The following is a 26,386-nucleotide window of genomic DNA, read 5'->3' as shown; positions in this document are numbered from 1 at the left end:
TTTGGCTTTGGCCTCATTGTGCGAGGCCATAACATGTAAACGATAAATCGAACGGGAGGATCACCCTACAAAGATTCAGCAAACTCCTGTGGAGACATCACTTCACCTTCTTCTGCCGGCACGGGGCACACAATAACCATTAAGTTGTCTTGGGTCATTCCAGGCACCCATTTTGTCAAAAAGTCATCAGTCGTCAGTTCCATCGCCTCACAATGGTCCCAGTCATCTGTAGCCCAAAGAAGGGCTAATTCAGCATCGGGCCATACCGGCACGCCGTCGTCTTCATCGGTGGTTAGCATGACGCAACCGTGCTCATCTTTAAGAATAAACAACTTCTGCTGTGATTTTATTTCGGCAATGCTTGCCTCTAAACGTTGAAACGCGTTTTTTTCTAACATTGGGTGTAATGATGACATATTTTTCTCGCTACTTAATTCGGGGCGATAGAAGAAACGCTGGTTATAATATCAGCCAATCCTATTCGTCTTATTTGTTTCATAGTGTGAAGGTAAACCTTCAATGAAATATCGTCGATGGGCTCAATTAACGTTAACGGTGCCCTATCTCTTAATTGTGACTCTACATTTACCGGTAATACCGCAATTCCACCTTCAGCGCATAAATTATTAAGCGCCAATGAAAGGGAGTTTGTGCGTAATTTTGCATCTCGCAGCTGCGGATAAGCGGTGAGCAACCAATCTCTTGCCTTTGCGCCCCAGTCTATCGCCACAAATTCTTCAGCCTTTATCTGTGAAGAAGGCTCGCCAACTCGATATAGACCGAGTGACTGCTCAAACAAAATTACACTGTTAACATCTTCTGATTTGAGAGGCTCTGTAGAAAAAGCGAGGTCGGTAACCCGCTCATGAAGCTGTCGGGATAACGCATCTAGCGTGAGTATGTCTGCTTTTACAGAGAAGTCAGGAAAATGTTTGTGAAGGTGAGTGAGTGTTTGTGGTAAAAACAAGTCGCTTGCTAATTGCGTGGCGCCGCACACCGCATATTCAGAACTTTGCACCTGCAGCTCCTGCTTTGCGTCGTTTAACGTAGCGCAAAGCTGTCGAGCAAAAGGCAGCAGCTTTTCGCCCGACTGGGTAAGCTGAATGCTATTTCGCTGACGTATGAAGAGCGTAGTGTGAAAATATTCTTCTAAGAGTTTGATTCTGGCGCTTACTGCAGACTGAGTAAGGTAGAGGTTCTCGGCAGCTTTGCCAAAATGGCGTGTTTTAGTCACCTCTATAAAAGTGGTGAGAAAGCGAATATCCATGCTTGCAGTACAACCAGCGTAATGTAAAACCAAATTTGGCTAAATGATACGTTAATTGAGGCGAAAAGCACAGTATCGCGCTACCGAATGATAGCGCGATATTATCTTTTTAAGTGATGAAGGAGATCAGTGTTGTGTTTCGTCGTGCGAACGGCGCTGCTTGTTGCGTCGCAACATAGCGCGCTTTTGCATAGCCTTTACACTTTTCTCTCGTAAAGTATTGGGCTTCTTAGAATGAAACTCACCTTCGTCTGCCGCATTCCATTCATCACTTTGAAAACGATAGTCTTTGCTCATTAGTGTCTCTAGGTTGTAATCACCCTATGATTATTGCCGCGGAGATTTTAATTGGAAACGAAATTTTATTATCGTAGCGATAATAAATATTGCTTCTTAAAATGCCGGCTTAACGCCATGCCGAATTGTTCAACATTTTGCGTAGTGCCTAGCGTTAAAACCGATAAAAAAGCCAATAAGAAAATTAATTTAACATCTGAAATTCAGATACTTAAAAGCAATAAAGCCAATTTTTTCACACCTAGCTTTTGCAAAACTAAACTCACATTATCGGCAGTTTTTTAATTTTCACATAAGCATCACTTTTTTTTATTGATAAGAAAAAAATCTTTTGCTTTATCTCAGCAAAAACATGTTTTAAAAGTGCGCTGTGGAATTAACAACGTTGGAACTATTATCATGAGCACAGCGATTCGTCCTTCAAGCAAACCCTTTGTAGATCGTCGAAAGTTTCCTTATGGCTTTAAAAAATCGGGAGATTTTAGTATTTCCGAGGCAAATATTCTCACCACCTACGGCAGTACTCTGCTTGGCCTAGAAAGCGGTGACTTGAAACCTGAAACAGCAGACGAAAAGCATTTCGTTAAGTTTGTAAACGGTAAAGCTCAAGAATCCGGTAGTATCGAAAAAACGTGGGCGAAGTATGTTCAGCTAGCAAGAGGAAGAAAGCAGTTCTTTACATTGCATAGTAGTGCTAGTAATCAAGCGGATTATGATGAATCCTACTCTGACGACGAGTTCGATGTAGCCTAAACCTCAACATAACGTATTAAAAAAGCTCGCAAATTTGCGGGCTTTTTCGTTTGGGTAAAATGATCTCAATCAAGAAGTCAGCAGAACAAATTACAAACATGATGTTTTATAGATAGAAGTGACTACACTTATTATAGAGAAAATAATGCATGCTTAACGTAACGGCAGCCTATTTTTTCTTATCAGCCGAGCAAAGGAGGCGCAAAGATGATTATAAGTTCAAAACAACTCACCCAATATTCTATACATGCCACAGATGACAAGATTGGCGGCATAAAAGATATCCTCTTTGACGATGAAACCTATACAACACGCTACTTAGTAGCAGATACCAACACTTGGTTACCGTTGAGCAGAAAGGTAGTGATATCTCCGGTATCAGTATCTCAGGTTGATGTTGAAGAGGAAAGCGTACACGTAGACATGACCGTCGACACCCTTAAAAATAGCCCATCGATTGACGAACACAAGCCGGTTTCTCGAGAGTATGAGGAGCATTTGTTCAAGTATTTTGGCTATGGCTATTACTGGATTGGTCCCGGAGCATGGGGGGAATACGCACACCCTAACGAATTGGTGACTTCACCCACCGATGAAGAGGCAGAGAGCGCGCTTCCATCAAATTCAACTAATCATTTACGCGCATGCGGCGAAATTGATGGTTATGAAGTTGCGACTACCGACGATAAGGTAGGTCATATTAGTGATTTTCTAATCGATACGAAAACATGGCAATTGGTTATGCTAGTGGTGGATACCAACAACTGGCTGCCAGGCGGCAAACATTTGGCATTGTTACCTAGCGACATTAAAGAAATTGACTGGGCGGCACACCATGTTGCGGTAAACTTAAGTCATGACGATTTAGTACAACGTCCCGAAGTGGATAATGACAAGTTAGGTGATGGGCATTACATTGCTGCACTTATCGCGCAAATTACTGAGACTTAAAACGAGCGTAAAAAACTGCGTCCGCTTATTAGTGGACGCAGTGTTGGCGTGCAGTAAAAATCCACACGCCCTACTTCTATTCACAGAAAAATTCATACATAAGCGCAATTAAGCGCTTCACTCTTTCATCAGACAAACGATAGAAAATAGTTTGACCTTCCCTTCTCGTCGCCACCATATTCGACTCGCGCAACAACGCTAAGTGCTGCGATATAACAGGCTGTGAAACGCTTACAACTTGCAACAATTCAGACACAGACTTCTCTTGCTTAAGGAGAGAACAAAGGATCATGAGCCTAGTCTTGTTCGCAAATTGCTTTAGAAAAAACTCTGCTTCGGCAGAATGTTCCATCATCTCGCTTGGGCTTAACACAACTTCTTCAGACATAAGGGCTTCCTAATGACATTAACTTTAACCACGAATCTACCGCTTTATTATACTAAAGTATAAGTTTTTCTGACAAAACAGTTAAAATAGACGCTAAAATAGCGATATTATCTTGTCTCAGAGAAATCATAACTATAAATTAGTTTATACTTATATTAATTTTTGGAAAGTAAAATGCTGATTGATGTAAAAACACGTTTAGAAAATATTGATGTAGATATTCGAATTGTCTCGGCAAAAGAGGCCGCAGACGAAATGAAAACTAACCAAGGGCTATTAGTTGATGTTAGGGAGCCAGCGGAAGTGGCAGAAAACCATGTAGACGCCTCACTTCATATTCCACGAGGCATATTGGAAATGAAAATGCTAGAGCTTGAAAAGGATGCAGCAAAACCCATCTACCTGCATTGCGCATCAGGGGCACGAGCTAAGCTTTCTGCTGAACAACTCATAAAAATGGGCTACGAAAATATATCTGTTATTACCTGTTCGTTAGCAACCATCAAACAAGTTCACCGCACATAAATGCAAAGAACTGTATATACTCGAGTTTATTGTTTATATAAGAACGGTTGAAGTATGCTGAAGTCAACGTTAGAGCAGTGGAGAATGTTTAAAGCCGTGGTGGATGCTGGCGGCTTTAATCAAGCGTCTTTGGTGGTACATAAGAGCCAATCCAGTGTCCATCATGCTGTTCAAAAGCTAGAAAATGCCATAGGCGTGGTGCTATTTGAGAACAGTGGTCGCAAGGTCAAACTCTCCCCCCAGGGAGAGGTAATGTACCGCAGAGCCACTTTTCTTCTTGATGAGGCTCAGAAACTTGAGTCCATTGCGCATAGCCTTCGCTCAGGCACCGAGACCACGTTGCGAGTAGCAGTAGACATCATTTTCCCCTCACACCTTCTTTATAATGTGCTTAATAAAGTTTCTGAGGAGTTCCCTCTTTTGCGCGTGGAATTAGAAGAGACGGTGCTAAGCGGCAGTAATACCTTACTCTCAAGCGGGAATGTAGACATTGGCATTTCTCCCTTCTTATACCCCAGTGGTTTCAGTGAGGACCTTTGCGAAATAGAATTCGCGGCGGTGGCACATAAAGACCATCCCCTTCATCAACTCAACCGCACCCTAACCCTCGAAGATTTGAAATCTCACAGGCAAATTGTAGTTCGCGATTCATCGGCAGAACGCAAAGTAGATGCAGGTTGGCTTGGCGCTGAGCAGCGCTGGACCGTAAGCCATATAAGAACGTCGGTTGATATTATTGCTCAAGGGCTTGGGTTTGCATGGCTACCAATAGCTATTATAAAAAATGAGCTCGAAAGCGGATTGTTAAAGCCGTTACCACTTAATAATAATGCGGCGCTAAGAAAGGCACTGCTTTATTTATCTTTTGAAGATGGCGACGCACTAGGTCCAGCCGCAAGAGCCTTCATTGGCGAACTTCGCTATCAGACAATGCAGCTGCCCACCTCTGACTTTATGGATTGGGATTGTATTAAGGACGATACGTAACTAATACAAAGCGGGTAATATTTTCAAACCACCGAGTAATATTGTCACGCTATTGGTGAAAGTCACTTTTCTTAGCAGTTGTATTGCCCGTTTCAATAGGCATGCTTTGCTAGTAACGAGCTCACATATCGTCGATATTTAGCTAATGATTAGGCGATAAGTAAATAATAGCTAGCCACATAATGCGCAACACGCGCGACGAGTTGTGCCGTTTTGGTCTATCTAAAACGCGTTAGGACGTTCCACAAACGCCCTTGCCTATATGCTCTTCGCCCTATATTAGCCCTTTGTTGGTATGCTTGCGATTACACCACTCATAACCGCTCTTATACCTTTCTTGCTACCGCACCTAAAAAACAGATAAAAAAGGTCGCGAGTAAAACCACAGCAAAGGGAATGATTTTTGCAAAACTCCCTTTCAAAATAGTGCTTGTGGCATGACAAATAAAATTCGAGCCAAAACACCAACATGCCTTCGGGTAAAGGTTATAAGCTGACGGTAATACCGTTGCGTGTTTTATGTTCACATTCCAAGGCATTAAATAAAATTACAATGCAGAGGTCACTTCTTCCATACTTAATGGTAGACTTTTGTCTTAATGCGAAATTATATAATTGATATTGTTCCAGTTTTCATACCTATGGAATAGATAAAGAGGGAATCTCACGTGCTTACCGTATTACTTGTCGACGACGACGCCGAATTTACAGAAGTAGCTTGTACCATTATTGAGTTTTTGGGGCACGAAGTGCTCACGGCGGCTACGCTTCAAGAAGCAAGAAACTGGCTAGAAAAAGAAACATTCGACCATATCTTACTCGACTTCATGTTGCCAGACGGCAGCGGAGCCCACTTGTTCGACGAATTAGACGAATTAGAAAAGCGCCCTCGTGTGACACTCATTACCGGTCACCCATCAGTAAAAAGCGTTATTAAAGGACTGTGCGGACCAAATATTGACTATCTTGTTAAACCGATTCAACGAGAAGACATAGAAGCAGTATTAACGAAAAAATCAGAAAAGGCCGCACCGAAAAAAGCAAAAATTGAAAAGCACTTCGACCTTCTTATCGGTGAATCGCCGGCAATGAAAGATCTTTACAAGCTAATATCGCGAGTGAGTAAAACCAGTGCAAACGTCATGCTGCTAGGGGAAAGTGGTGTAGGTAAAGAAGTGGTCGCTGCGGCAATTCATAAAGCATCAGACAGTGAGGGCGCCTATGTGGCGACTAACTGTGGTGCGTTTTCTAAAGAGTTAATTGCCAGTGAGCTATTTGGCCACGAGAAAGGCGCTTTTACTGGCGCTGTGGGCCGCAAAGAAGGTGTATTTGAACAAGCAGAAAGCGGCACGCTGTTTTTAGATGAAATTACCGAAATGCCAATCGATATGCAGCCTAATTTACTGCGTGTTTTAGAAAATAAAGTGGTAATACGCGTTGGGGGTACCAAAACCATTCCCGTCAATTGTCGCGTTGTATCAGCCACTAACAGAACCATGGAAGAGATTGCGCAAAGCAAGGTGTTGCGAGAAGACATCTACTTCAGACTAGCCGTATTCCCCATTACCATTCCACCGCTTCGCGAAAGAAAAGAAGATATTGCTCTTCTTGCAAAAACCTTCATTGAAGAGTTTAACAAAGACAACAATGCCAAATTTAAATGGGACGACACCCAGCTTGACACTCTTCAGGCCTACGATTGGCCGGGCAACGTACGAGAGCTTCGCCACTTTGTTCACCGCGCGGCAATAATGAGCGATCCAGAAAGTAATGTATTGGAGCTGCCAAAAACTATTGAATCTCCGTTTGCACAAAAGCAAAGCACTACGCCCTCTTTGCAAGCAGGCCGAACTATTGAGGATGTAGAAAAAGAGCTTATCTACGCCACGCTTGAAAAAGTGAATGGCAATAAGACAATGGCAGCTGAAATGCTAGGCATCAGCACTAAAACGCTTTACAACCGACTGCATGCCTACGGCGATTTGACTAAAGACGAGCAGTAAAAGGCCAAATAGAATGACTGACGAAGAATTTTCGACCATGAGCGTTTTTGTACACGACGCTCGTAAACCGCTAAATCGCATTTCGATGCAGGCGGAGTTAGTGAAAATGGCGCTCAATGGCGATATCCCACCTCAGAAAGCTCTTGAAGCATTAGACAAGATAATTGCAAGCGCAAAAGATTGTAGCAATACGCTAGCTGAAATGACCTTAAAGATGGGTGAGTCTGCATCGGATGGGTCTGATGATTAACAAAATTCTGTCGTCCCTCTATAGCTGGATATTGATGGTAGTGTTGGTGATAGCGGTTATAACCGCGAATTCATTTTACGTTGTAGACACGTTAGACGACTTATCTGCACTTGAAGCAAAATTGTTCAGTACAAATCGTATTATTAGCGCCGTTAACAAGCTTCATGTTGCGTTACTTCGTGCAGAATCAGGGCAAAGAGGCTATTTACTCACCGGTGATGAAGCCTATTTGATGGAGTACACCGAAACGCTTAATACGTTTTCATCTGTCGCTGAAGAAGTGGAAGTCAGCGCGTTTGCCTCAGACACCCCCGAACAAAATGACCGAATAAGTGAATTGCTTGTTTTAACCAAACAGAAAATCAATAGTATGGTCGAGATTGTAGAGCTAGCTCGTTCAGACCAGCGCGCCCAGGCCACCGACCTTTTGCGTTCTGACCGCGGTTTACGTTTGTACAATCAATTTGAGCGTGTGTTTGAAGAAGTAGACAGTTCTGAGCGAGATATCCAAGGGACTCACTTGGCTAGCTTGATGAAACTGCGTCGCGACTCCGTCAATACGTTAATTATTTCTTCAGCCACTACCCTACTTCTTATTGTCACCATCTTTTTGCTGCTTAAGGTTAATGCCAGAGAAAACGAAAAACACCAGTCTGATCTTGAAGGGATTAACGAAGAATTAGAGGCCAAAATAGCAGCGCGCACTCAAGAGTTAAGTGTATATTCCGATGAACTTGCGAGAAGCAACAGGGAATTAGAAGACTTTGCTTTTGTCGCCTCGCATGATCTTCAAGAACCTTTAAGAAAAATCCGCGCTTTCGGCAATAGAATAGAGTCTGGCTATGGCGATGTGATTGATGAGCGAGGCAAAGACTTTCTCGCGAGAATGCTTAACGCTGCTGAGCGTATGTCTATGCTCATTTCAGATTTGCTTTCATTCTCTCGCGTTTCCACCCGCGGAAAGGATTTTGTAGACGTAGAGCTAAACACCATTTTCTCTGGTGTGTTGAGCGACCTTGAAATCGCAATTGAAGAAAAGTCTGCACAAGTCAACGTGGCAGACATGCCGGGTATTCGTGGTGATAAATCGCAGTTAGAGCAACTATTTCTGAACCTTATCTCTAATGCACTTAAATTTCAGCCAGCCGACGTGGCACCAGTTATAGACATAACCTGTAACGACCTTACCAGTGATGAGCAAAGCACATTACTGAAGTCTGATGAGTATCAATGGATCAAAATTACCGTTACTGACAATGGCATTGGCTTTGAGCAATCTTTTGCCGAAAAAATATTTGCCCCATTTCAGCGGTTGCACGGTAGAAGTGAATATAAGGGCACCGGGATTGGACTTGCGGTGTGCCGACGGATTGTAGAAAGACATAACGGAACCATAGCCGCCACCAGCGAACCCGGTAAAGGCGCTAAGTTCGATATAATATTACCCCTAGACAGCGAGCCTTTCGGCTCAGATAACGAAAATGGAGAGTCTTCGCATGATGCGTAAACAAGCCCAATCAATAAATATACTAATGGCCGATGATGACGAGGATGATCGTTTACTCACCGTTGATGCACTTAAAGAGTCTCGTGTTTTAAACACACTTTTTTGTGTTGAAGACGGCGTAGAGCTTCTTGAATTCTTGCGCCATGAAGGCAAATACGCCGATGCCGAAAAGTATCCGCGCCCAAGTCTCATTTTGCTCGATTTGAATATGCCTCGTAAAGATGGCCGCGAAGCACTTCAAGAACTGAAGAACGACCCTAAACTGCGCAGTATTCCCGTGGTTATTTTAACCACCTCGAAAGAAGAGGAAGACATGTTGCGTGGCTACGACTTAGGTTGTGCCTCGTATATTACCAAGCCAGTGAATTTTGAGGGTTTGGTTGACCTAATGCGAGCACTTGGTCGCTATTGGATTGAATTCGTAGAACTACCACACGAGTAGCGGAGTACTAGATGACAGAGGTAATAAAAATTCTATTGATTGAGGATGATGAAGATGACTACTTCCTTACCTCTGACTATCTAGAACGGTGCGAATCTACACATTTCGAGTTGACGTGGGTGACCGACAGCGATGCTGCATTAGAAGCGCTGAAAGAACGCTCTTTCGATTTGTGCTTGCTCGACTTTTTATTGGGCGCAGAAAATGCGCTCGATGTGTTAAGTATTTTAAAAGCAAATCAATTTAACGTACCCGTTGTTATATTAACGGGTCAATCTGACGCCATGGTTGATGAAATGGTGATGCGCGCAGGCGCCGCAGATTACTTACAAAAGTCCGAAATTGAATCACCCCGCTTTATGCGAACTATTCGCTATGCTCTCGTTCGAAGAGACATTGAAAACGAGCGGATAGAACGTAATAAAGTAGAGCAAAAAAACAAAGCAAAGGATAAATTCCTTGCCCATTTGGGTCATGAGTTAAGAACGCCACTTACTTCAATACTTGGCTACACAGAGCTATTGATTGACGACGCGAGAAATAGTCCGTTTCAGCAAGAGTTATCAATTATTCACTCTAATGGTAAACACCTCTTGAGCCTGCTTAACGACTTACTCGACATGTCCCGCATCATGGCAGACAAACTTGAGTTGAATGTAAAGCGAGTCAACCTAGCGTCATTTCTCACCGATATACATTCCTTGATGCAGTTGAATGCGAAAGACAAAGGGCTCAGTCTCAATGTGGTTGCTAAAACCAAGATGCCTGAGTTTATCCAAACAGACCCAACACGTCTTCGCCAAATATTGCTCAATTTAATTACCAATGCGGTGAAATTTACAGATAACGGCACCATTACACTTACCATTGAAATTGAAACCCCCGAGGCGGGCAACCTAGCGCTAGAAGAACAGTCTGTTCAGCCAGACACCGTGTTGCGATTTACCGTGGACGATACCGGTATTGGTATGGCGCCTGATAAGCTTGAAAATATCTTCCATCCCTTTGAACAAATTGAAGATGTGATGCGTGCCAATCATGGCGGTGCAGGCCTGGGGCTGGCAATTTGTAAAGAGTTGGTCTGCAAACTTGATGGTGATATTTCAGTGACCTCTCGCATGGGAGAAGGCAGCAGCTTTAGTTTTTACATTAACCCAGGGGATATAAGTACTCAGCCAATAGAAGAGCTTGCCTTAGGTCAACTTTCAATCGTTGAGCCAGCTAACTTAAATTTAAAGTTGACTGGAAAAGTGCTTATTGTAGACGACCTTAGAGAAATAAGGCGACTTACTGGTCACTTAGTCAGTCAATCAAAAGCCGATATTAGCTATGCGGAAAATGGTGTTAAAGCACTTGAAGCAGTGTTACACGCTGACGAGCAGAACGCCCCTTTCAACTTGGTACTCATGGACATCCATATGCCAGTAATGAATGGTATTGAAGCCCTTCATGCCATAAGGCGACATGGTAAAAATCTCCCTGTTATTGCAGTTACCGCGGCGAGTCGAAAAGGGCTTAAAGAGTCGCTAATACGCGAAGGCTTTAACGATGTTATCGGCAAGCCTATTGATAGATTTGCACTGGCCAGCTTGCTGTCACTTTACTTACCTGCAGACAACCCTATTACGTTTTCCAATGTTGAAGCTCAAGTATCGAACATGCCGACCACAAAACCTTTTGCCCCTGAGTCGGCATTGTCACATCAGCGTGGCAGCAACTTAGATATTCCAGAACTATTGAAAGCGCGAACCTCTTCTGGTTCACAGCAAACTACAGAGCAGATAGCGGATGAGGTGACAGAGAAAGACACTGCAGGAAGTGGCAAAAAGAAGGTATTAGTTGTCGAGGATGACGAAGATGCCGCAGAGTTGTTGCAATTATTTCTAACACATCTTGGATGCGATGTTGTAAAAAGCCTGTGTGGAAATGATGCCTTGCAAGCAATGAGTGAACAGCAATTTGACCATGTTCTTATGGACTTAACATTGCCCGACTATGATGGTTACGAGCTAGCAAAAGAATTAAAAGCGCAGCAGCGTAACTGCATATTGACTATTGTTAGCGGGCATCAAGCAGATAAAGATATTATGTCAACAATTGGCATTGATAGCGCCTTGCTCAAGCCGGTGACGAAAGATGACTTAGAAAGTGTTATTGCTTGAGCCGCTAATTCATTATAACGACTAGCCTACCTACAAAAGGCCTATCCACAAAAGGCTTAGCTATGGATTAGCTATGGATTAGCTAAGCCTAGAACTACTTAGCCTAGAGCCACTCAGTCTCGACATGCTTATCTGCTAAACTCTTATCCGCGAAATTATTACAGGGTGTTCACAATACTGTGTGCATTCTTCCTGCCTCATAATATAGCCGCTTGCATCAAAAAAACTTTATGGTTGAAAATCAATAGATTACGAACCTCCTACACAGTGGTACAGCCATTGCTTTACTAATAGGGAAAGATGCATTTAGTAAAATCAAGGAGAATACTATGGCTACACAAACAGCTAAAAATACATCGACAAAAGCAAATACTTCTAATGAGCAAGGTCATCCAGTTACGGATCAACTGAAAGAGTCGCTCCATCAGTCTGTAGACAAGCTTGCAGATAACGCGAGTGTTGCTGAAGAAAATATTCGTCGTACCGCTACGTCATCGGCTGAGAATATGTCAGAGCGTAAACGTCTCGCTGAACAAAAATGGCAGGCATCTTCTGTGCGTAACTATGCCGTTGAAAATCCAGTGGCAACAGCCGGGCTTGCGTTTGCAGCGGGCATGCTAGTTACTTCATTATTCCGTAAGAAGTAATAATGGCAACAATACCTGATTTTCATAGCGCTCATTTTACAATGAGCGCTGAAAATCCGTTTCGCCTGACTCCACCATCGGAGCAGGCGCTCTATTTCATTGGCGTAGACAATGCTGTGATAGCGGTTAACGCCGATGGCAGCGTTAGTACTGGATATCACGACGCCTCCCCAAAAGACAAAAAAAACCTAGACGAACAACAAGCACCCTACCCTGACCCATCCTATGAAGCGGTTATTGACGCACTTAAAAATGCGGCGAAACAGCGAACTAAACAGGGTGCGGCCTATTTAAGTTTGGTAAATAGCGAAATAATGCTCGTCAAAAAGTCGCTGTTTATTTCAGTTTTTGCAGCCCTTGCCGCCTTTGTTATTGGCATTGTGTGCTGGCTGCTCGTAAATGTAGCGATTGGCGGCGCGTTATACTCTTTGGGTATCAGTATTATTTTTATCGCTGCTATCTTGTTGTGTTTTAACCTTGGGCTCAGCGTGTTGTTTTATCGAATTGCGAAAAAATCGCTGTGTTTCGTTAGCTTTGAACGGCTAATCGCATTGTTTAAGCGCTCTCTTTAAGCACGCTTTTTAACGACAACATCTAACCCAGAATCTAACCCGATATCTAACGCAACACCTAACCTAACATCTAGCAAGAATTACGCTATAGTTTAAAGGACATCCAAAATGGTAGACGCATTGTTAAATAAATTTTTGTTGAAGAAAAACATGACTGACATTGCACAAAAAGAACGGGATTTTTATGCGCAGCGTCATCATGCTCACCTTGCCGAAAAAACAGCAAAGCAACAATGCCATTACTTAGTGGGCAAACCAGAAATATTGTTAGGTATTGTAGGGTTAGGTGCCTATAAAGGAATGTCCGATGCAAAACCAAAAGTGAAGAGCAACCGTAAAACTGCACTCATGACGATAGGCAGAACTGCTTTGCTATCGCTGTTTAAATTATAATTGTGTGACGAAAGGAAGTAGTAAATGCGCCGTAAGTTGGAAAAAAACGCTCTAAAAAGCAGCCACGTAAAATCGAGACCCACTCACCTACTCTTAGGCGTGGGCATTGCAGTCACCGCTTTACTAACAGGCTGCTCGTCAGTACCTGTTGCCACGCCAACGCCTTATAAATCGGCAAATTCTGAACAAAGTTACGGCTATTCAAGCGAAGAGCTGGGTAATGGTGAATACCGTATTTTATTTAAGGCATCGGATAGAACACCTGCTGACAAAGTGCAGCAGTACGCGCTGCGTCGAGCGGCAGAAATAGCAAAACAAAATAACTTCGACTACGTAGCAGTAACAAAGACCAACATCACTAAAAAACGTGTGCTTGCTCGCGAAGTTATTATGAGCAACGATGAGCCCGTGGTTTTTCCGTCAGATAAACAGTGCACCATGTCAGGCTGTTCAGATGTTGCGCAACCTTCTACTGTGCCAAATCCAAGTGATATTGAAAAAACGGCAATGAAAGACATATACTTTTCAATCGTCACCTCAATGTCGAATGACGAGCAGAGCTTAGGTGTAAACGCATTTTCGGTATCTGAACTCCTTGCTACGCCGCTTGATGAAAAAAATAAAGGTTACTAAGACGTAGCCTCAAAAGAATACATTCGATGCATTGTTAATCAGATTTCAGCGCATCGGATGCCTCTTTTTCACTGAACGCGTTTAAGATTAACCCTGCGTTAATCAGTTTTTAATCCTCTGAAAAAGTACACGTCATTCGTTGTGTATATCCTTTAGCTATCGCATTGCAATGAGTTTGATATTGCACATGCTTCTAGCAAAATTATTGTTATTAAATTTAGGATGTATGCTATGAAAAATGTAAAAGCAACTCGCTCAAAAATTACCGCTGCTATCGCCTCAATCCTGTTAGCGTCTGCATGCAGTGCTGTAGCCGATACGCAACCTCCCAAAAGTGGCGCGCAAGCAAAGGCTTCGCTTACTGCAGAAGCACTAGACAACTCGTTACTGTATTCAAACACCTGCATTACGGAAAGAGAGATCATTGCTGCGCAAAAAATGTGGGGGAACGGCATTGTCAGAATCGGCTCAGTGTTTACTAATAGCGGCAACTATTCTGATGAAGCTGCTGATTTTATCCAAGATATGTATGGGTACGATCTGAGTAGTGTACTGTTTAAACCAACCTTGGCAGCCGAAGATCAATTTCGCTCAAGTTTCGATGCCGCTCTTTCCTATTTTGTGGGCGGTAACGATGCGTACGAAGAAGATAAGGGCTTTGCAATAAAACCGTATACCAATGTTAAATTTGACAATGTAGGCATTATCAACAATAGCTGCAGAATGGCAGTTGCCATGGGCAATTACTTTTTCACAGATACCAATGGCGGCGAAACTAAAGTGGAGTATACCTTTGCCTATGTTAAAGACAGTGACGGAAACTTACGTATTGTTGCTCACCAATCGTCGTTACCTTACAACCCCACTGCCAGCTAGTCTGCCTAGACCGTTTCTCTACATGGGCTTTTCAAATGAGCCTTGTGAGTAGAGCTTGGCAGATACGGTATTGCGAATAGCGTTTGGCAAATACGGTATTGCGAATAGCGTGTTTTTAATAAAAATAGCCAGCAAAGCTCCTGAACAATAGAGACCAGAGCGCTTTAGCACTCTGGTCTTTTTAATAGTACGTGCTGAACTTTTTCAATAAATTTTGGGCTATTTGATTTTATAGCCTTAATGACAGTGCACTCGTTATTCTTCATTGACGCTCTCGGCAATTTTCATGACCGCCCTTGGGCAATTTTAATTGACGCTCTCGGCAACTTTAATGACCGCCCTCGGCAAATTCTATTAACGCTTTCGGCGGCTATCATGACAGCCCTTGCCAATTTTCATTAAAGCGCCCGATATACGTTTGTGCTCATTTTATCATTCGTAGAATTAATCAATCTTAATAACGGGTCATCACTTCTATCTATTGTTAAACAGAGTACACTAGCGCCACTATAATAAGTTGCTGTGTTAAGGGGCGTATGCGTGCAGGCATCTGTACTTACTGAGGTATTACTACCTCTAGCGTTGGCGTTTGTGATGTTCGGTATGGGCTTAACGCTAACTATTTCTAATTTTGGACGGTTACTTAAAGCGCCTAAAGCTATTTTGACCGGTTTCTTGGGTCAAATAGTATTGTTGCCTCTACTCACTTTTGCTATTTGTCTCGCGTTTGAACTGCCGCCCTATATTGCTGTGGGTATCATGATTTTGGCAGCATGCCCTGGGGGAACCACGAGTAACTTAATCAGTCATATCGCGAAAGCTAATCTGGCGCTGTCTGTAAGTTTAACCGCCATCTCCACTATTGCCTGTGTTTTTACCACGCCTTTCATTATTCAGTTCGCTATCGATTACTTTGTAAAAGAAAATGCGCCTGCTTTCTCGGTTGTTGAAACCGTGTTAGGGCTTATTGGCGTATCTATCTTACCCGTAGTGATAGGCATGATCATTCGACGTCTTTTCACAGGCTTTGCGACAAAGACGGAAACTTTTTTTCGTCAGTTTTCCATGTATTTTATGTTGGCAATGATTGTGGGCGTACTCGTGTCGGAGCGCGATAACTTAGCGACTTCATTTGAAAGCGCATTTTTAGTATGCCTTACCCTTAATCTCAGTTCTGTGTTGATGGGATTAATACTATCAAAAGTATCCGCAGCTTCGTTTAAAGATTCTCTAACCCTTGCTATTGAGATAGGTGTTCAGAACGCGGCTCTCGCCATGTTGATTTGTATTACATTTTTAAAAGCGCCTGATTATGCTATCGCGCCAGGCGTGTACGGTATTGCAATGTATATAGGCCCTGCTTTGCTTGCTATTTGGGCAAAACGCAAGAGAATGAAATAAACTGCATCATCGGTGATTCTTTTTTTGAATGCCGCTTTTTGAATGCCGTTTTTTGAGTGCCGCTTTTTAAATACTGCTATCAGCGTTGACCTTCCCTATCGCGAATGCTTGCAGTACACACATAGGCTTGTTTGCTTTACTTTCCGCTTTCGTTACTGTCAAGATGGAGCGTGTTCGCTCGCTCTATCCACTCCAAATCTTTTGTTTGCTCATCTAGGGTTCCCTTAGCATCTTCAAGGAATATTTGGCAGAAATAGCCAACGGCGGGTAGCTTTTCCTTATAGCGCTTTAGCTGCACTTCCATTTCTTGCATCGCGTTGGAGAACTCAGAATTCGACTTGGATAGCTCGTAGTCACATTTCAAATAAGCACAGAGCACGTCAGCAGCCTTTGCAAGCGTCACATGAACATCTTCCTTGTCTTGCTCAATTAGCGATTGATATCGCTGCTGGAGTGCTTCAGGTAAAGTTTTTATTAACATAGCTTCAAAACGACGTTCTAATTTTTTAATCGCCGCAGTGGTTTCAGGATCGTGGTATTTGACCGGGCTTGGAATATCGCTCATCCCCGCTATTTCACTTCCCTCGTGGAAAATAGCCATTGCCGCCACACGATCTGGGTCCACATCTTCGTTAAATACATCACATGCAATGGCGCCTAGCATATGCGCTACCACCGACGCCTCATAAATATGAGTCGATAGCATTTCATCTTGGAACTGCGCCATTAGCGGCCAGCGCTTGACGTTGCGCGCACGCTGCATAAGCCCTATAAATGCCGAATGTGTATTTGCCATAAACGCCGTCTCCTTTTTTTATGAATAATGTTATGTGAACAATTGTGCACACGACCATTTATCATCTGCTCGATTCTAACAACTAAACTCTATCGCCTTGTTACCTATATGCGCAACGCAAATTGCGTAGCCCTTATTACGTAGCCCTTATTACGTAGCACTTATTACATGGCTCCAATCACATATCCGAGTATTTTAGTAAGAATGTAAAAAATGCAATTTACCTGTAACTATTGTCTATACATTGTGAACTTCACACCAAGCAAAAGTTTAGAAAATAAAATTATTTTAATATTTTCAATGACTTGCAACTTAGGCACGAAGATAGCATTAACTAATGTAACAACAGTTTATACATAGCAGGAGCTTAATCATAGCAACAGCTATTGTGAACGTAACGGAAGCAACAAGAGGGAATAAGTCATGTTAGGTTGGGCAATCACATTTTTTATTATCGCCATTATTGCAGCAGTTTTTGGTTTCGGAGGCATCGCTGGGGCAGCAACAGGAATTGCACAGATATTATTTTTTGTATTTGTCGCCTTTCTTGTCATATCACTTCTAGTGAATGCCTTGCGCGGTAAAGCACCGAAAGCGTAAACAACATATTATATACAGTAGTAATTGAAAAGGAGTAAGGACATGAGTTCATTCAAGAATTTATTAAAAGTAGTAGCAGCATCAGCATTTGTACTTTCACTAGCAGCGTGTAGTGAAAACGACGCGGAAAGCGCAGGCGAAGAACTTGACGAAATGGTCACAGACGCTGGCAATGCGCTTGAAGACGGTGGTGACAAAATTGGCGATATGGCCAACGACGCTGGTAACGCCGTAGAAGATGCATGTGAAGACGTTAAAGAAGGCGTTGAAGCAGAAGACGACGACTGTTAATTTACTAAGTAGTTATGTAATTGTGTAGTTGTGTAGCTAGATAACAAGCATAGCTACCTACATATTTTACAGAAATCAAAAAAGGCCGGTTTATACCGGTCTTTTTTATGTTTGCGTGTCCTGGTCTTTGTTTGAACTGACCTTGTTTGAACTGACCTTATTAAATTGGCCCTTGTTTAAACTGAGTTTGGCTGACGCAAAGAGAACGACGTTAAGAAACCTCTATACCGCCGAGATCCCTTGCCAAGTCATCTAGTATCGACAGGGTTTCATCAAATTCACCCACAATATAGGTGTACTTCACACTAACATGATGATCAGTTTGACCAAACTTAGCCCGTAACCCGTCTGCATCAACATGTTTTACAGTATTGAGAAATCGATACGCTGACATCTCTGTATCAAATTGAAACTCTACACTATTTTCCATCTATGCCAACATACTCGGATTGTTATCGATAATGGTAACTACACGCTGTAAAAGACCGCTTTCGTCTTCTTTTACTTCACCATGTTGTAACCAATCGCTCAATATTTCTTGGGCCTCTGGGGCTTCACCTTGCTCAAGTTTTGCCGTCATCATTTGAAGCTGCACACTCGAACGTACCGATGCATCAGATTGCGGACTAGGCATACCACTCGCCACCTCTAACGCTACCGTTAACCACGCTCTATCGTTCCTCGGCACATTTGATGCACTAGCGTTAGTCAGTAAATTCGACCAACGTTTGCCTAAGATTTCTAAAAGCTCATTCCTAGACTCAGGTTCATCATTTTGCAGCAACCGAATAATGGCATGAGCTCGCGCCTCTATCACTTTTGCGTCATGTTCACGCTGCATAGACTCTCTTTGCTTAAAGAGCGTCTCAAGCTTGCGTTCTACCTTCACTCGCTGTGGTTTTGGCAGTGCTAACATGGCTTCTTGAATAGGCTGAACTGCACTGTGAAAAGTACTGTCGTCAACTTCTACAGAGATAGACGCGATAGAAGACAACAGCTTTTCAGCTTGCTCAGTATACTCACTAGTTTGCGCTTTACGCTGGGTTTTTAAACGTTCGAAAATAGCATCATTACTGGCTTTAAATTCTGCCCACAACCGGCTTTCTTCGCGCTTACCGGCATGTCCAATACGCTTCCATTCTTGCTGTAGTTGCTGCGCAGACTCTGCTGCATCACTAATATCATCAGCATCTTGTAGCGCATTAACCTTATCCACTAGCGTTTGCTTAAGCGCCTGATTGTCACTCTGCCAACCATAAACGCGCTTTTGAAGGGGTGAAAACACAGCCTTCCACTCGACCTTGAGTTCCTCGTAAGCTTGCTTTTCAACTTGACCGCAAGCTCGCCACTGCTTGGCAAGCCTATCGAGGGTTTTGCTTAATTCAGTTGGTTCAATGTCTTCGGGTACCGACGCTACTTTTTCAATAATCGAACGACGCAGTTCTAACGCTGCAGCTCGTTCAGCATCTAATTTAGCGTAATGCTCCCTACAAGGCTCAAACGCCTTTTCTAGTGCATTATCAAAATCCTGCTGCAGCGCTGCATTTTCTTGCTCATTGTCTCCTGCAGATGGTGTATTCAGCGATAACCATTGGCTACGTAAATACTTTATCGACTCACTGCGCTGTTTTATGTTCTCTGCTGGCGTAGCGGCCAGCTCTTTGGCCTCTTCAACTAAAGCAGGTTTTCGCGGCGCGGCGATATAACTCTGCCATCCTTCTAGCCTGGCTATGTCGTCAGCCGTCTTCTGAAAACGCTTATCGATGTCTTTCTTTAAACTTTCAGGCAGCGAAGCCACATTATCAGACAGTTTCTTAAACTTAGCCATCGCCGCACGAAACTTACCCTGTGAAACTAGGTTATCAACAATGCTTATTTGCTTTCTAACGTGTCTCAGTTCGTCTTGGTGCTTTGACTTAGCGGCTTTTTCATCGGCTCTCACTTGCTTAGTTGCTGCCTTAAAACGCTGTAAAAGCGCTTTGGGCTGCGCAATAAGCTCGCGACTGATAGCTGAGTATTCCTCTATCGCAGTATCAAATTCGCTGCGTAAGTCGCGCTTGTGTTCATCACTCACATCAGCACTGTTTAATTTTTGCGCCACGTCTTCAACGACGTTCAGTCTAGACAATAACTTTTGACCGTACTGCTGCTGCATGGAAAAAGCTTCAAGCTTTGTATTTAGCCCATCAACAGCTAATTGAATCTCGTTGACTCGCTTGTCATTGCTGCCAAGCTGCCCCAACTGTTCCAGCGTAGCCTCGACACCTCTTACGCTTTCATTTACCGTTGCAACATCGGCTAACGTGGCTTCACACAAGCGCGTGTTGAATAACCAACCTACTTGTTCTTTCGCATGGGTTAGCTGCTGTTCGCAAAGGGCTTGTGTATTTGCAAGTACCGCCGACTTTTGCTTCTCTTCCCACGCAGGACGGATCCTGTCTACATAGCGCGTAACTTGCTCAGTTATTTTGCTACGCTTTTCTTCGAACTCTTGCTTATCGTCAGTTGAAAGAACGCCCGCTTGAGCAAACAAGCCTTCCAGCTCACTGTGGTAACTGGACTGCAAATCTACAACCTGTTCAACATCGGCTTTATCAAGTAGCGCACGGTATTTAGACAAGCACAGTGTAAGTTGCTTTTTAAGTTCTACAGGCTTTTGCTCTGCTGCCCTTATTTCATCGATTCGGTTATTGATCGCATCAAGCGTAGGGGAATCGCTCAGTTTTTTTGCCCATTTTTGCAGTGTATTTGTCTGAGACTGACTGCTGATAAGCTGGCGTTGTAATTGGTCATTATTCGCATGTAAAAAAACGTGTTGCGTAAACGAAGGCTTGTCGACTTTGGCTAATAGCGCAAAGGCCAACTCAGTATTACCTAGCAGCTCAGGCTCGCGCTGGACTACATCAATGATTACATCTGTGCTTGCCGTTTCTTGCAAAAACGAAGACTTTTCTTCTGCGCTAAGGGCTACACTGCCTTTGCCTGATATCGCTTCGCTCACACTGTGCTGGGCCGCTTTTTTTACTTTTGGCGACTTGGCAATTTGTGCCATCTTTTGCCATAGCACGAAACTATCTAACTTTGCCAACGCCGCAAGACTAACGTCTGCATTATCATCGTTAAAAGCCAGCTCATGTAGAATTGTTTTGTCTTGAGGTTTTTCCGGTGAGAGTTTTTCAATGGCTTCCAGTCTTTTTTCTGGCTTTTGACTGGTATGAGAAGGAGCAAATATACGACTAAATATCATCCTGTTTGAACCGCGCTATCGTGTTGTTATCATTTTGGTGGTCCGATAGAGAGCGTTTGAAATCGGCTTTGCTTTTATGCACAATTTCGCCACCCTCTCCTACTGTCATGTGTTCAGACGATTTTTCAATTTTCGCCTGATACAACATAACTGCCTGCATAGTGCTGGCTTTTTGCTCTTCGTTAAGTGGCGTTCCATCAACCCACTTCCCGGTCTCTACGGCTTGACGCAAGCGTTCGTAAACCTCTGGCGTCATGCTACTTACTAGTGCATCTATATTCATTTATGAGAAACGCTTAATCATTACAATTCGAGCTCGGTTTACGAGGTACCAAGCGAAACCTACAATAGCGCCTAAAATAGCGAGGTTGTGCTGCAAATCACCCGGTCTAGTTCCACCCCAATACATAAAACCAAAACTTGCCACAAATATCAGCATAGCCAGCAGTGATTGATTTTGAATGCTTTGAAGTTTTTGAAAACGGTTAAGGCTTTGCTTGCGCTCAACATCTTCAGACGTTGCATCGCCAACTTTAAATCCGCAATGTGGACACTCTTTTGCCTTGTCAGATGTTTTTTTCTTGCACGACGGGCAGTCAACTAATGCCATGTGTTGCTCCTGTTTATTCGCTGCGAGTAAGAAACGAAAACAATACGCCAGCGCGTACTATTATCTCGCGGACGAGTATCATACTGAAGTTGATTACAACAATGAAGTCGGATTATACACTTCGCAAACAAAAATGCGTGTAAGGGTTATTCTAAGAATAACGCCGTAACACGCATTTTATTACTGTTTAGAAGCCGATTAAGACTACTTGTTTGTCTTAATCTTAATTCATTTATCGCGGTTATTTTTGGTTCTTGACCAATAATCGTTCACTGTCTCTTTCATCTCCTTACTAAGCATTAATATGCCAAATAAGTTAGGTAGCGTCATAACCACAATTGCTACCGCAGAGAGCGCCCATACCAATGTAGTATCTGAGAACGCAGCCCATACAAAGCCAGCGACATAAATGACTCGATAAGGCATAACAGAACGGGGACCGAGAAGGTATGTCATCGCACGGTCACCATAATACGACCATGCAATTGCCGTTGAAAACGCAAATAAAAGCAAACCAACCGACACGATATATTGCCCGAAATCACCGAAGAAGCCTCGGGTAAATGCAATAGTAGTCAGTGCAGCAGAGTGAACCAAGGACTTACCGCTTACCTCTAGGTTCTCTTTTAGCGGTTTACCGTCCTCTATTTTCAACGTACCGGTAAATAAATCTTCACTGCCCACCGAGTACTTCACGTCTTCTGCTACTGAACGAGAGTTTATTAGGGTGAAATCGCCGCTTACTGCGGTGCCATTGACTACGGTAATCGCACCTGTAAATGGTTTAATTTCGTTACCTTCAACCCCGTTTAAAAAGCCGTATAGCGTTTCGACATCTTTTGATTCACTATCATCATATTCGCCTGCTATAAAGAACATGTCTGAACGGTCGAATACATTTTCATGCTTCTCTTTCCACACGCCAGAAGAAAGAATCACTAAGCCAGTAATAGTACAAATTAGAATAGTATCAATAAATGGCTCTAATAAAGACACCATACCTTCTGATGCAGGCTCTTTGGTTTTAGCAGCCGCGTGAGCGATAGGCGCAGAACCCTGACCCGCTTCGTTTGAAAACAAACCACGGTTTACACCACGGTTGAATGCGTAGGCAAGTGAGGCACCTAAGAATCCACCTGCTGCGGCAGACCCGGTAAACGCATCGCTGATTACCGATAAGAACGAGGGAATGATATTCTCAAGGTTGGCAAAAATAACCGCCATAGCGCCAATGAGGTAGATAACCGCCATTGCAGGAACAACGCGGGCGGTGAATGCCGCAATACGTTGAATGCCGCCTAGAATAACCAGCGCAAGCAAAATACCTAGCACGCTACCCACAAGCCAAGGTTCGAAACCAAAGGTGGCTTCGATGCTTTGTGCAATACCGTTGCTTTGTGGAAGGTTACCCGTTCCAAACGAGCTTACTACAGTGGCAATTGCAAATGCGACGGCTAACCACTTCATGTTTAAGCGACGGTCCATGTAGTACATAGGTCCGCCGGCCATCGTGCCGTCTTCTGTCTTAACTCGGTACTTGTGCGACAAGGTCACTTCGACGAACTTTGTCGTCATACCTAAAAAGGCCGTAACCCACATCCAAAATAGCGCCGCCGGGCCGCCGAGAAAAATAGCGAAAGCAACACCAGATATATTACCTGTTCCAACGGTACCTGAAAGTGCCGTGGTTAACGCTCTAAAGTGTGTGGTATCACCAGGATCGCTCTCTTTATCAAACTTACCAGTAATAACCTGCCATGCATGTTTGAAGAATCGAATTTGCGGAAACTTCAAGTAAACTGTGAAGAATAAGCCCACACCAAGAAGCACAAAAGGAAACCAACTTGCGCCCCCCAAGAAGCTATCAAGCGTGATAAGTAAACCGTATAACCCTTCCAAGGTATTTCCCCTTTTTTATTATTTCGTTTTGTTGTTTTTATCAAAAAACCTCATTCTCTGAGGCCTTTATTGTTAGAAGCGGGCGCTTCTTTTTATTTATCGTTATTGAGTTTTTTTACCACAGCATTAACAGCGACGAGAATATCTTCGCCAAGCTGACGGCATCGCTGAACAGACCAACCATAAACATCGTCAGGCACGTTTGCATTATCTTTAAACGGCATTTCAACGGTATACGCTATGCAAGTGAATTTTTCGCCCACTGCATTCGACGCCACCGTTAGGTTTGCTTTACCCGGCGCGTCTTTGTCGTAGCCAAATTCATCTTGAAACTCTGGTGTTGCATTAAGTAGAGCCGATTTAAATGTATCTTCTGACGCTTTTATTTCGTCGTTATAACTCGGGTTTCCTTCGCCGCCTGCAACAAAATTGTACGGCAGTGCTTCATCACCGTGCAAATCGAGGTACATATCCACGCCTGCATCTTCCATCGCCTTTAATACAAACAGTACTTCAGGACTTTTTTCAGGTGTCGGTGTTGCCCATTCGCGGTTTAAGTTGGTGCCCACAGCGTTTGTACGCAAATGCCCTCTGGCACTGCCGTCCGGGTTCATGTTTGGCACGACATAGAACACGGCGTTATCAAGCAACTGTCGAGCCAAACCGTCTTGTTCGTCCAGTAACCGATAAATAATGCCCTCTGCGCACCATTCAGCCATGGTTTCACCAGGATGCTGGCGGGCTGTTATCCATACTTTTTTCTTGTTAGGTGTTTCTTCGCCAATAACTAACATCGACATGTCACGGCCATCTAACGTTAGCCCTAGAAAGCGGTGCTCACACAACAGTGACATTTGCGCGTCGTGAACTAGATCTAGGTGGCGTTCATAGCTATAAGGAATGAAATACGCAAAATACACGCTTGGCTGTTCTAACGTGAGTGAGAAGGTAAGATTGTCGCCGTCAAATTCACTTGGAACGCGAAACCAGGTTTGCCTATCGTAAGAAGCAAGGACGTTATACCCCTTCCAACCATCTGGATACGCAGATTTTGCCAACCCTTGGATGGTCATTTTGTGAGTGACAAACGTTTCGCCCACAAGACGAAAATGAAACCATTGGGCAAATTCTGATTGGTTGTCTTTCGGTATAGTGAGAAGAATATCTTCTGGAGACTCTGCGCTCACAACATTGATGTTGCCGCTGTCGAATTGACTGGAGATATGCATAGACTGTCGTTTCCCTTATTATTTGTGCGCTAATTTAGCATAGTCAGCGACACAAATACCATGTGCACTGGCTGGTTTTACCAGCATGAAGTACACATTTTGTTTACACTAATAAAAAACCGACCTTGTTGGTCGGTTTTTTAATCAATTAACGCTTGGTGCTCTAGCTAGCGGCGGTGCACTGATTTCAGCAGCCGCTTAACTTACTAAAGCGGTAGCGTTGGAAAGCTAAGGTTAGCCATATCGCGAACTACGCGAAGCACCTGGCAGCTATAACCAAACTCGTTATCGTACCATACGTAAAGCGTTAATCGGTCATCAGACACGATGGTTGCCTGTGAATCTACGACTGATGCAGCTCTTGAACCTACCAAGTCGGTAGATACAATTTCTTTACTCGCCGTGTAGTCTATTTGGTGCTGCAATTTAGAGAATAAGGCGGTATCGCGTAAGAATTCGTTAACCGATAGCTTGTCTGTGGCTTTCTCTAAATTGAGGTTCAAAATTGCCATAGACACATTCGGGGTAGGCACTCGAATCGCGTTACCCGTAAGCTTACCGCCTAATTTAGGGTATGCTTTCGCCACTGCTTTCGCTGCGCCGGTTTCGGTGATCACCATATTAAGTGGTGCACTTCGGCCTCGACGGTCCCCTTTGTGATAGTTATCGATAAGGTTTTGATCGTTTGTGTAAGAATGAACAGTTTCAACGTGACCATTCTTAATGCCATATTCTTCATCAAGGGCTTTTAACACTGGTGTAATAGCGTTGGTGGTACAGCTGGCTGCCGATACAATGGTGTCATCAAGGGTCACTTCGCCATCATTCACACCATGTACGATGTTTTTAATGTCGCCTTTACCAGGCGCGGTCAGTACCGCTTTTGCTGCGCCTTTTGCTTTTAAGTGAAGACCTAATCCGTCTCGGTCGCGCCAAATACCCGTGTTATCAATGATAATAGCGTTGTCGATACCGTATTGTGTGTAATCCACTTCATCAGGGCTGTTCGCATAGATAACCTGGATAAACGAGCCGTTTGCTTTTAGTGCATTGCGCTCGTGGTCAATCGTAATACTGCCGTTGAATGGACCGTGTACTGAGTCTCTGCGAAGTAAACTTGCACGTTTTTCCAAATCGCCATCGCGACCGCCGCGCACTACAATGGCACGTAAACGAAGCTTGTTGTTTTTACCCTGACGCTCGATGAGCAAACGAGCTAGTAAACGACCTATTCGACCAAAACCGTAAAGCACAACATCTTGAGGCTGCTGATTATCGTCTTTATCAACCACATCACTGAGTTTGTCAGTGAGGTAAGCAGTTAAGTCATCGTTATCAACGGCAGAACCATAGTGAAAGTCAAACGCCAACTTGCCGATATCAATTTGCGCTGGAGCAATCTTCATTGTACTGAGCGCTTCCAATATAGGGTAGCTTTCACGCAAACGTAACTTGATGCCTTCGTGCAAACGGACCTTGCGGTGCGCTTTAATGATGTCGATAGCACTGGCATTGAGAAGAGAGCGGCCGTATACGGATATCTCTACGGCTTTGTTGCGATACAGCTTGCCTATCAAAGGCAGCATAATTTCTGCGTATTCCTGACGCTCTTGCCAGCTACTTTGTAATTCCTGCTCGTACTGTTGATTCATGCTTCAGC

General features: G+C 43.6%; 29 protein-coding genes. 17 read left to right on the top strand and 12 right to left on the bottom strand.

The features are described from left to right. Positions 1 to 65: 65 nt before the first annotated feature. From JV36_RS0117880 to JV36_RS19795, 3 genes are all read right to left on the bottom strand, one after another. The gene (locus JV36_RS0117880; RefSeq protein ID WP_032096617.1) at positions 66 to 416 is read right to left on the bottom strand and encodes a DUF2750 domain-containing protein; all 351 of its coding nucleotides are present in this window, start codon (positions 414 to 416) and stop codon (positions 66 to 68) included. Between the two features lie 14 nt (positions 417 to 430). Then, positions 431 to 1,267 carry a LysR family transcriptional regulator gene (locus JV36_RS0117875; protein WP_032096618.1) on the bottom strand — a complete coding sequence of 279 codons (837 nt, stop codon included), beginning with the start codon at positions 1,265 to 1,267 and terminating at the stop codon, positions 431 to 433. A 126-nt stretch (positions 1,268 to 1,393) separates the two neighbouring features. Next, positions 1,394 to 1,564 (bottom strand): hypothetical protein, encoded by a 171-nt coding sequence (locus JV36_RS19795; RefSeq protein ID WP_200883172.1) that lies wholly within the window; start codon positions 1,562 to 1,564, stop codon positions 1,394 to 1,396. Positions 1,565 to 1,963: 399 nt separating this feature from the next. Between JV36_RS19795 and maoP the strand changes: the two genes are divergently transcribed. Further along, positions 1,964 to 2,317 (top strand): DUF413 domain-containing protein, encoded by a 354-nt coding sequence (gene maoP / locus JV36_RS0117870; RefSeq protein WP_032096619.1) that lies wholly within the window; start codon positions 1,964 to 1,966, stop codon positions 2,315 to 2,317. A 207-nt stretch (positions 2,318 to 2,524) separates the two neighbouring features. Further along, positions 2,525 to 3,268, top strand: coding sequence for a PRC-barrel domain-containing protein (locus JV36_RS0117865; protein WP_032096620.1), 744 nt, complete (start codon positions 2,525 to 2,527; stop codon positions 3,266 to 3,268). Between the two features lie 76 nt (positions 3,269 to 3,344). On the opposite strand, the gene JV36_RS0117860 is transcribed toward JV36_RS0117865, so the two are convergent. Beyond that, on the bottom strand, positions 3,345 to 3,656 hold the full coding sequence (locus tag JV36_RS0117860) for an ArsR/SmtB family transcription factor (protein WP_032096621.1): 312 nt from the start codon (positions 3,654 to 3,656) through the stop codon (positions 3,345 to 3,347). Between the two features lie 174 nt (positions 3,657 to 3,830). Here JV36_RS0117860 and JV36_RS0117855 point away from each other — a divergent pair, with 174 nt between their 5' ends. The 13 genes from JV36_RS0117855 to JV36_RS0117795 all read left to right on the top strand — a co-directional run bounded on the left by JV36_RS0117855 (position 3,831) and on the right by JV36_RS0117795 (position 16,054). After that, positions 3,831 to 4,181, top strand: a complete 351-nt coding sequence (locus JV36_RS0117855) for a rhodanese-like domain-containing protein (protein WP_032096622.1) — start codon at positions 3,831 to 3,833, stop codon at positions 4,179 to 4,181. 54 nt (positions 4,182 to 4,235) lie between these two features. Further along, entirely contained in the window at positions 4,236 to 5,168 is a 933-nt protein-coding gene (locus JV36_RS0117850; RefSeq protein ID WP_032096623.1) for a LysR family transcriptional regulator, read from the top strand. A 668-nt stretch (positions 5,169 to 5,836) separates the two neighbouring features. Further along, positions 5,837 to 7,171, top strand: a complete 1,335-nt coding sequence (locus JV36_RS0117845; RefSeq protein ID WP_032096624.1) for a sigma-54-dependent transcriptional regulator — start codon at positions 5,837 to 5,839, stop codon at positions 7,169 to 7,171. A 13-nt stretch (positions 7,172 to 7,184) separates the two neighbouring features. Continuing rightward, positions 7,185 to 7,421, top strand: coding sequence for a hypothetical protein (locus JV36_RS0117840; protein ID WP_032096625.1), 237 nt, complete (start codon positions 7,185 to 7,187; stop codon positions 7,419 to 7,421). Continuing rightward, positions 7,414 to 8,928 (top strand): sensor histidine kinase, encoded by a 1,515-nt coding sequence (locus JV36_RS0117835; protein WP_032096626.1) that lies wholly within the window; start codon positions 7,414 to 7,416, stop codon positions 8,926 to 8,928. Before JV36_RS0117840 ends, JV36_RS0117835 begins: the two co-directional genes overlap by 8 nt. Beyond that, entirely contained in the window at positions 8,918 to 9,370 is a 453-nt protein-coding gene (locus JV36_RS0117830; protein ID WP_032096627.1) for a response regulator, read from the top strand. Before JV36_RS0117835 ends, JV36_RS0117830 begins: the two co-directional genes overlap by 11 nt. Before the next feature lie 11 nt (positions 9,371 to 9,381). Beyond that, positions 9,382 to 11,532: a response regulator gene (locus tag JV36_RS0117825; RefSeq protein ID WP_032096628.1), complete on the top strand. Its 2,151-nt coding sequence runs from the start codon at positions 9,382 to 9,384 to the stop codon at positions 11,530 to 11,532. 329 nt (positions 11,533 to 11,861) lie between these two features. Then, positions 11,862 to 12,179, top strand: a complete 318-nt coding sequence (locus tag JV36_RS0117820) for a hypothetical protein (protein WP_032096629.1) — start codon at positions 11,862 to 11,864, stop codon at positions 12,177 to 12,179. A 2-nt stretch (positions 12,180 to 12,181) separates the two neighbouring features. Beyond that, a complete protein-coding gene (locus tag JV36_RS0117815) occupies positions 12,182 to 12,751 on the top strand; it encodes a hypothetical protein (RefSeq protein ID WP_032096630.1) in 570 nt (189 codons plus the stop codon). A 108-nt stretch (positions 12,752 to 12,859) separates the two neighbouring features. Continuing rightward, positions 12,860 to 13,144 carry a hypothetical protein gene (locus JV36_RS0117810; RefSeq protein WP_032096631.1) on the top strand — a complete coding sequence of 95 codons (285 nt, stop codon included), beginning with the start codon at positions 12,860 to 12,862 and terminating at the stop codon, positions 13,142 to 13,144. Between the two features lie 24 nt (positions 13,145 to 13,168). Further along, positions 13,169 to 13,777, top strand: a complete 609-nt coding sequence (locus JV36_RS0117805; RefSeq protein ID WP_032096632.1) for a CC0125/CC1285 family lipoprotein — start codon at positions 13,169 to 13,171, stop codon at positions 13,775 to 13,777. 231 nt (positions 13,778 to 14,008) lie between these two features. After that, the gene (locus JV36_RS0117800; RefSeq protein WP_032096633.1) at positions 14,009 to 14,653 is read left to right on the top strand and encodes a phosphoribosyl-AMP cyclohydrolase; all 645 of its coding nucleotides are present in this window, start codon (positions 14,009 to 14,011) and stop codon (positions 14,651 to 14,653) included. 540 nt (positions 14,654 to 15,193) lie between these two features. Next, positions 15,194 to 16,054 (top strand): bile acid:sodium symporter family protein, encoded by an 861-nt coding sequence (locus JV36_RS0117795; protein ID WP_032096634.1) that lies wholly within the window; start codon positions 15,194 to 15,196, stop codon positions 16,052 to 16,054. Positions 16,055 to 16,190: 136 nt separating this feature from the next. Here the strand turns inward: JV36_RS0117795 and yfbR are convergent, their stop codons facing one another. Further along, a complete protein-coding gene (yfbR, locus tag JV36_RS0117790; RefSeq protein ID WP_032096635.1) occupies positions 16,191 to 16,850 on the bottom strand; it encodes a 5'-deoxynucleotidase in 660 nt (219 codons plus the stop codon). 423 nt (positions 16,851 to 17,273) lie between these two features. Between yfbR and JV36_RS19505 the strand changes: the two genes are divergently transcribed. Then, positions 17,274 to 17,450: a DUF1328 domain-containing protein gene (locus JV36_RS19505; protein WP_032096636.1), complete on the top strand. Its 177-nt coding sequence runs from the start codon at positions 17,274 to 17,276 to the stop codon at positions 17,448 to 17,450. Positions 17,451 to 17,492: 42 nt separating this feature from the next. Beyond that, positions 17,493 to 17,741 carry a hypothetical protein gene (locus JV36_RS0117780; RefSeq protein WP_032096637.1) on the top strand — a complete coding sequence of 83 codons (249 nt, stop codon included), beginning with the start codon at positions 17,493 to 17,495 and terminating at the stop codon, positions 17,739 to 17,741. Between the two features lie 211 nt (positions 17,742 to 17,952). On the opposite strand, the gene JV36_RS0117775 is transcribed toward JV36_RS0117780, so the two are convergent. The 7 genes from JV36_RS0117775 to JV36_RS0117745 form a co-directional block, all read right to left on the bottom strand. Continuing rightward, a complete protein-coding gene (locus JV36_RS0117775) occupies positions 17,953 to 18,171 on the bottom strand; it encodes a hypothetical protein (RefSeq protein ID WP_032096638.1) in 219 nt (72 codons plus the stop codon). Next, entirely contained in the window at positions 18,172 to 20,988 is a 2,817-nt protein-coding gene (locus tag JV36_RS0117770) for a DUF349 domain-containing protein (protein WP_032096639.1), read from the bottom strand. After that, the gene (locus tag JV36_RS0117765) at positions 20,978 to 21,271 is read right to left on the bottom strand and encodes a YeaC family protein (RefSeq protein ID WP_032096640.1); all 294 of its coding nucleotides are present in this window, start codon (positions 21,269 to 21,271) and stop codon (positions 20,978 to 20,980) included. Before JV36_RS0117765 ends, JV36_RS0117770 begins: the two co-directional genes overlap by 11 nt. Next, entirely contained in the window at positions 21,272 to 21,598 is a 327-nt protein-coding gene (locus JV36_RS0117760) for a Zn-ribbon protein (protein ID WP_032096641.1), read from the bottom strand. Positions 21,599 to 21,826: 228 nt separating this feature from the next. Further along, positions 21,827 to 23,497: an alanine/glycine:cation symporter family protein gene (locus JV36_RS0117755; RefSeq protein ID WP_032096642.1), complete on the bottom strand. Its 1,671-nt coding sequence runs from the start codon at positions 23,495 to 23,497 to the stop codon at positions 21,827 to 21,829. Between the two features lie 92 nt (positions 23,498 to 23,589). After that, positions 23,590 to 24,726: a M14 family metallopeptidase gene (locus JV36_RS0117750; protein WP_032096643.1), complete on the bottom strand. Its 1,137-nt coding sequence runs from the start codon at positions 24,724 to 24,726 to the stop codon at positions 23,590 to 23,592. Between the two features lie 206 nt (positions 24,727 to 24,932). Continuing rightward, a complete protein-coding gene (locus tag JV36_RS0117745) occupies positions 24,933 to 26,378 on the bottom strand; it encodes a glyceraldehyde-3-phosphate dehydrogenase (RefSeq protein ID WP_032096644.1) in 1,446 nt (481 codons plus the stop codon). Positions 26,379 to 26,386: the final 8 nt, after the last annotated feature.

It is taken from the genome of Alteromonas sp. LOR, from assembly GCF_000753865.1.
Classification (GTDB): Bacteria; Pseudomonadota; Gammaproteobacteria; order Enterobacterales; family Alteromonadaceae; genus Alteromonas.
The sequence above is the reverse complement of the archived record's forward strand: the minus strand, read 5'-3'. Positions and strand labels throughout refer to the sequence as shown.

Excerpts from the sequence above, each read along its gene's own strand:
- JV36_RS0117880 (WP_032096617.1), bottom strand. The coding sequence starts at position 416 with ATGTCATCATTACACCCAATGTTAGAAAAAAACGCGTTTCAACGTTTA.
- JV36_RS0117875 (WP_032096618.1), bottom strand. The coding sequence starts at position 1,267 with ATGGATATTCGCTTTCTCACCACTTTTATAGAGGTGACTAAAACACGC.
- JV36_RS19795 (WP_200883172.1), bottom strand. The coding sequence starts at position 1,564 with ATGAGCAAAGACTATCGTTTTCAAAGTGATGAATGGAATGCGGCAGAC.
- maoP (WP_032096619.1), top strand. The coding sequence starts at position 1,964 with ATGAGCACAGCGATTCGTCCTTCAAGCAAACCCTTTGTAGATCGTCGA.
- JV36_RS0117865 (WP_032096620.1), top strand. The coding sequence starts at position 2,525 with ATGATTATAAGTTCAAAACAACTCACCCAATATTCTATACATGCCACA.
- JV36_RS0117860 (WP_032096621.1), bottom strand. The coding sequence starts at position 3,656 with ATGTCTGAAGAAGTTGTGTTAAGCCCAAGCGAGATGATGGAACATTCT.
- JV36_RS0117855 (WP_032096622.1), top strand. The coding sequence starts at position 3,831 with ATGCTGATTGATGTAAAAACACGTTTAGAAAATATTGATGTAGATATT.
- JV36_RS0117850 (WP_032096623.1), top strand. The coding sequence starts at position 4,236 with ATGCTGAAGTCAACGTTAGAGCAGTGGAGAATGTTTAAAGCCGTGGTG.
- JV36_RS0117840 (WP_032096625.1), top strand. The coding sequence starts at position 7,185 with ATGACTGACGAAGAATTTTCGACCATGAGCGTTTTTGTACACGACGCT.
- JV36_RS0117835 (WP_032096626.1), top strand. The coding sequence starts at position 7,414 with ATGATTAACAAAATTCTGTCGTCCCTCTATAGCTGGATATTGATGGTA.
- JV36_RS0117830 (WP_032096627.1), top strand. The coding sequence starts at position 8,918 with ATGATGCGTAAACAAGCCCAATCAATAAATATACTAATGGCCGATGAT.
- JV36_RS0117825 (WP_032096628.1), top strand. The coding sequence starts at position 9,382 with ATGACAGAGGTAATAAAAATTCTATTGATTGAGGATGATGAAGATGAC.
- JV36_RS0117820 (WP_032096629.1), top strand. The coding sequence starts at position 11,862 with ATGGCTACACAAACAGCTAAAAATACATCGACAAAAGCAAATACTTCT.
- JV36_RS0117815 (WP_032096630.1), top strand. The coding sequence starts at position 12,182 with ATGGCAACAATACCTGATTTTCATAGCGCTCATTTTACAATGAGCGCT.
- JV36_RS0117810 (WP_032096631.1), top strand. The coding sequence starts at position 12,860 with ATGGTAGACGCATTGTTAAATAAATTTTTGTTGAAGAAAAACATGACT.
- JV36_RS0117805 (WP_032096632.1), top strand. The coding sequence starts at position 13,169 with ATGCGCCGTAAGTTGGAAAAAAACGCTCTAAAAAGCAGCCACGTAAAA.
- JV36_RS0117800 (WP_032096633.1), top strand. The coding sequence starts at position 14,009 with ATGAAAAATGTAAAAGCAACTCGCTCAAAAATTACCGCTGCTATCGCC.
- yfbR (WP_032096635.1), bottom strand. The coding sequence starts at position 16,850 with ATGGCAAATACACATTCGGCATTTATAGGGCTTATGCAGCGTGCGCGC.
- JV36_RS19505 (WP_032096636.1), top strand. The coding sequence starts at position 17,274 with ATGTTAGGTTGGGCAATCACATTTTTTATTATCGCCATTATTGCAGCA.
- JV36_RS0117780 (WP_032096637.1), top strand. The coding sequence starts at position 17,493 with ATGAGTTCATTCAAGAATTTATTAAAAGTAGTAGCAGCATCAGCATTT.
- JV36_RS0117775 (WP_032096638.1), bottom strand. The coding sequence starts at position 18,171 with ATGGAAAATAGTGTAGAGTTTCAATTTGATACAGAGATGTCAGCGTAT.
- JV36_RS0117770 (WP_032096639.1), bottom strand. The coding sequence starts at position 20,988 with ATGATATTTAGTCGTATATTTGCTCCTTCTCATACCAGTCAAAAGCCA.
- JV36_RS0117765 (WP_032096640.1), bottom strand. The coding sequence starts at position 21,271 with ATGAATATAGATGCACTAGTAAGTAGCATGACGCCAGAGGTTTACGAA.
- JV36_RS0117760 (WP_032096641.1), bottom strand. The coding sequence starts at position 21,598 with ATGGCATTAGTTGACTGCCCGTCGTGCAAGAAAAAAACATCTGACAAG.
- JV36_RS0117750 (WP_032096643.1), bottom strand. The coding sequence starts at position 24,726 with ATGCATATCTCCAGTCAATTCGACAGCGGCAACATCAATGTTGTGAGC.
- JV36_RS0117745 (WP_032096644.1), bottom strand. The coding sequence starts at position 26,378 with ATGAATCAACAGTACGAGCAGGAATTACAAAGTAGCTGGCAAGAGCGT.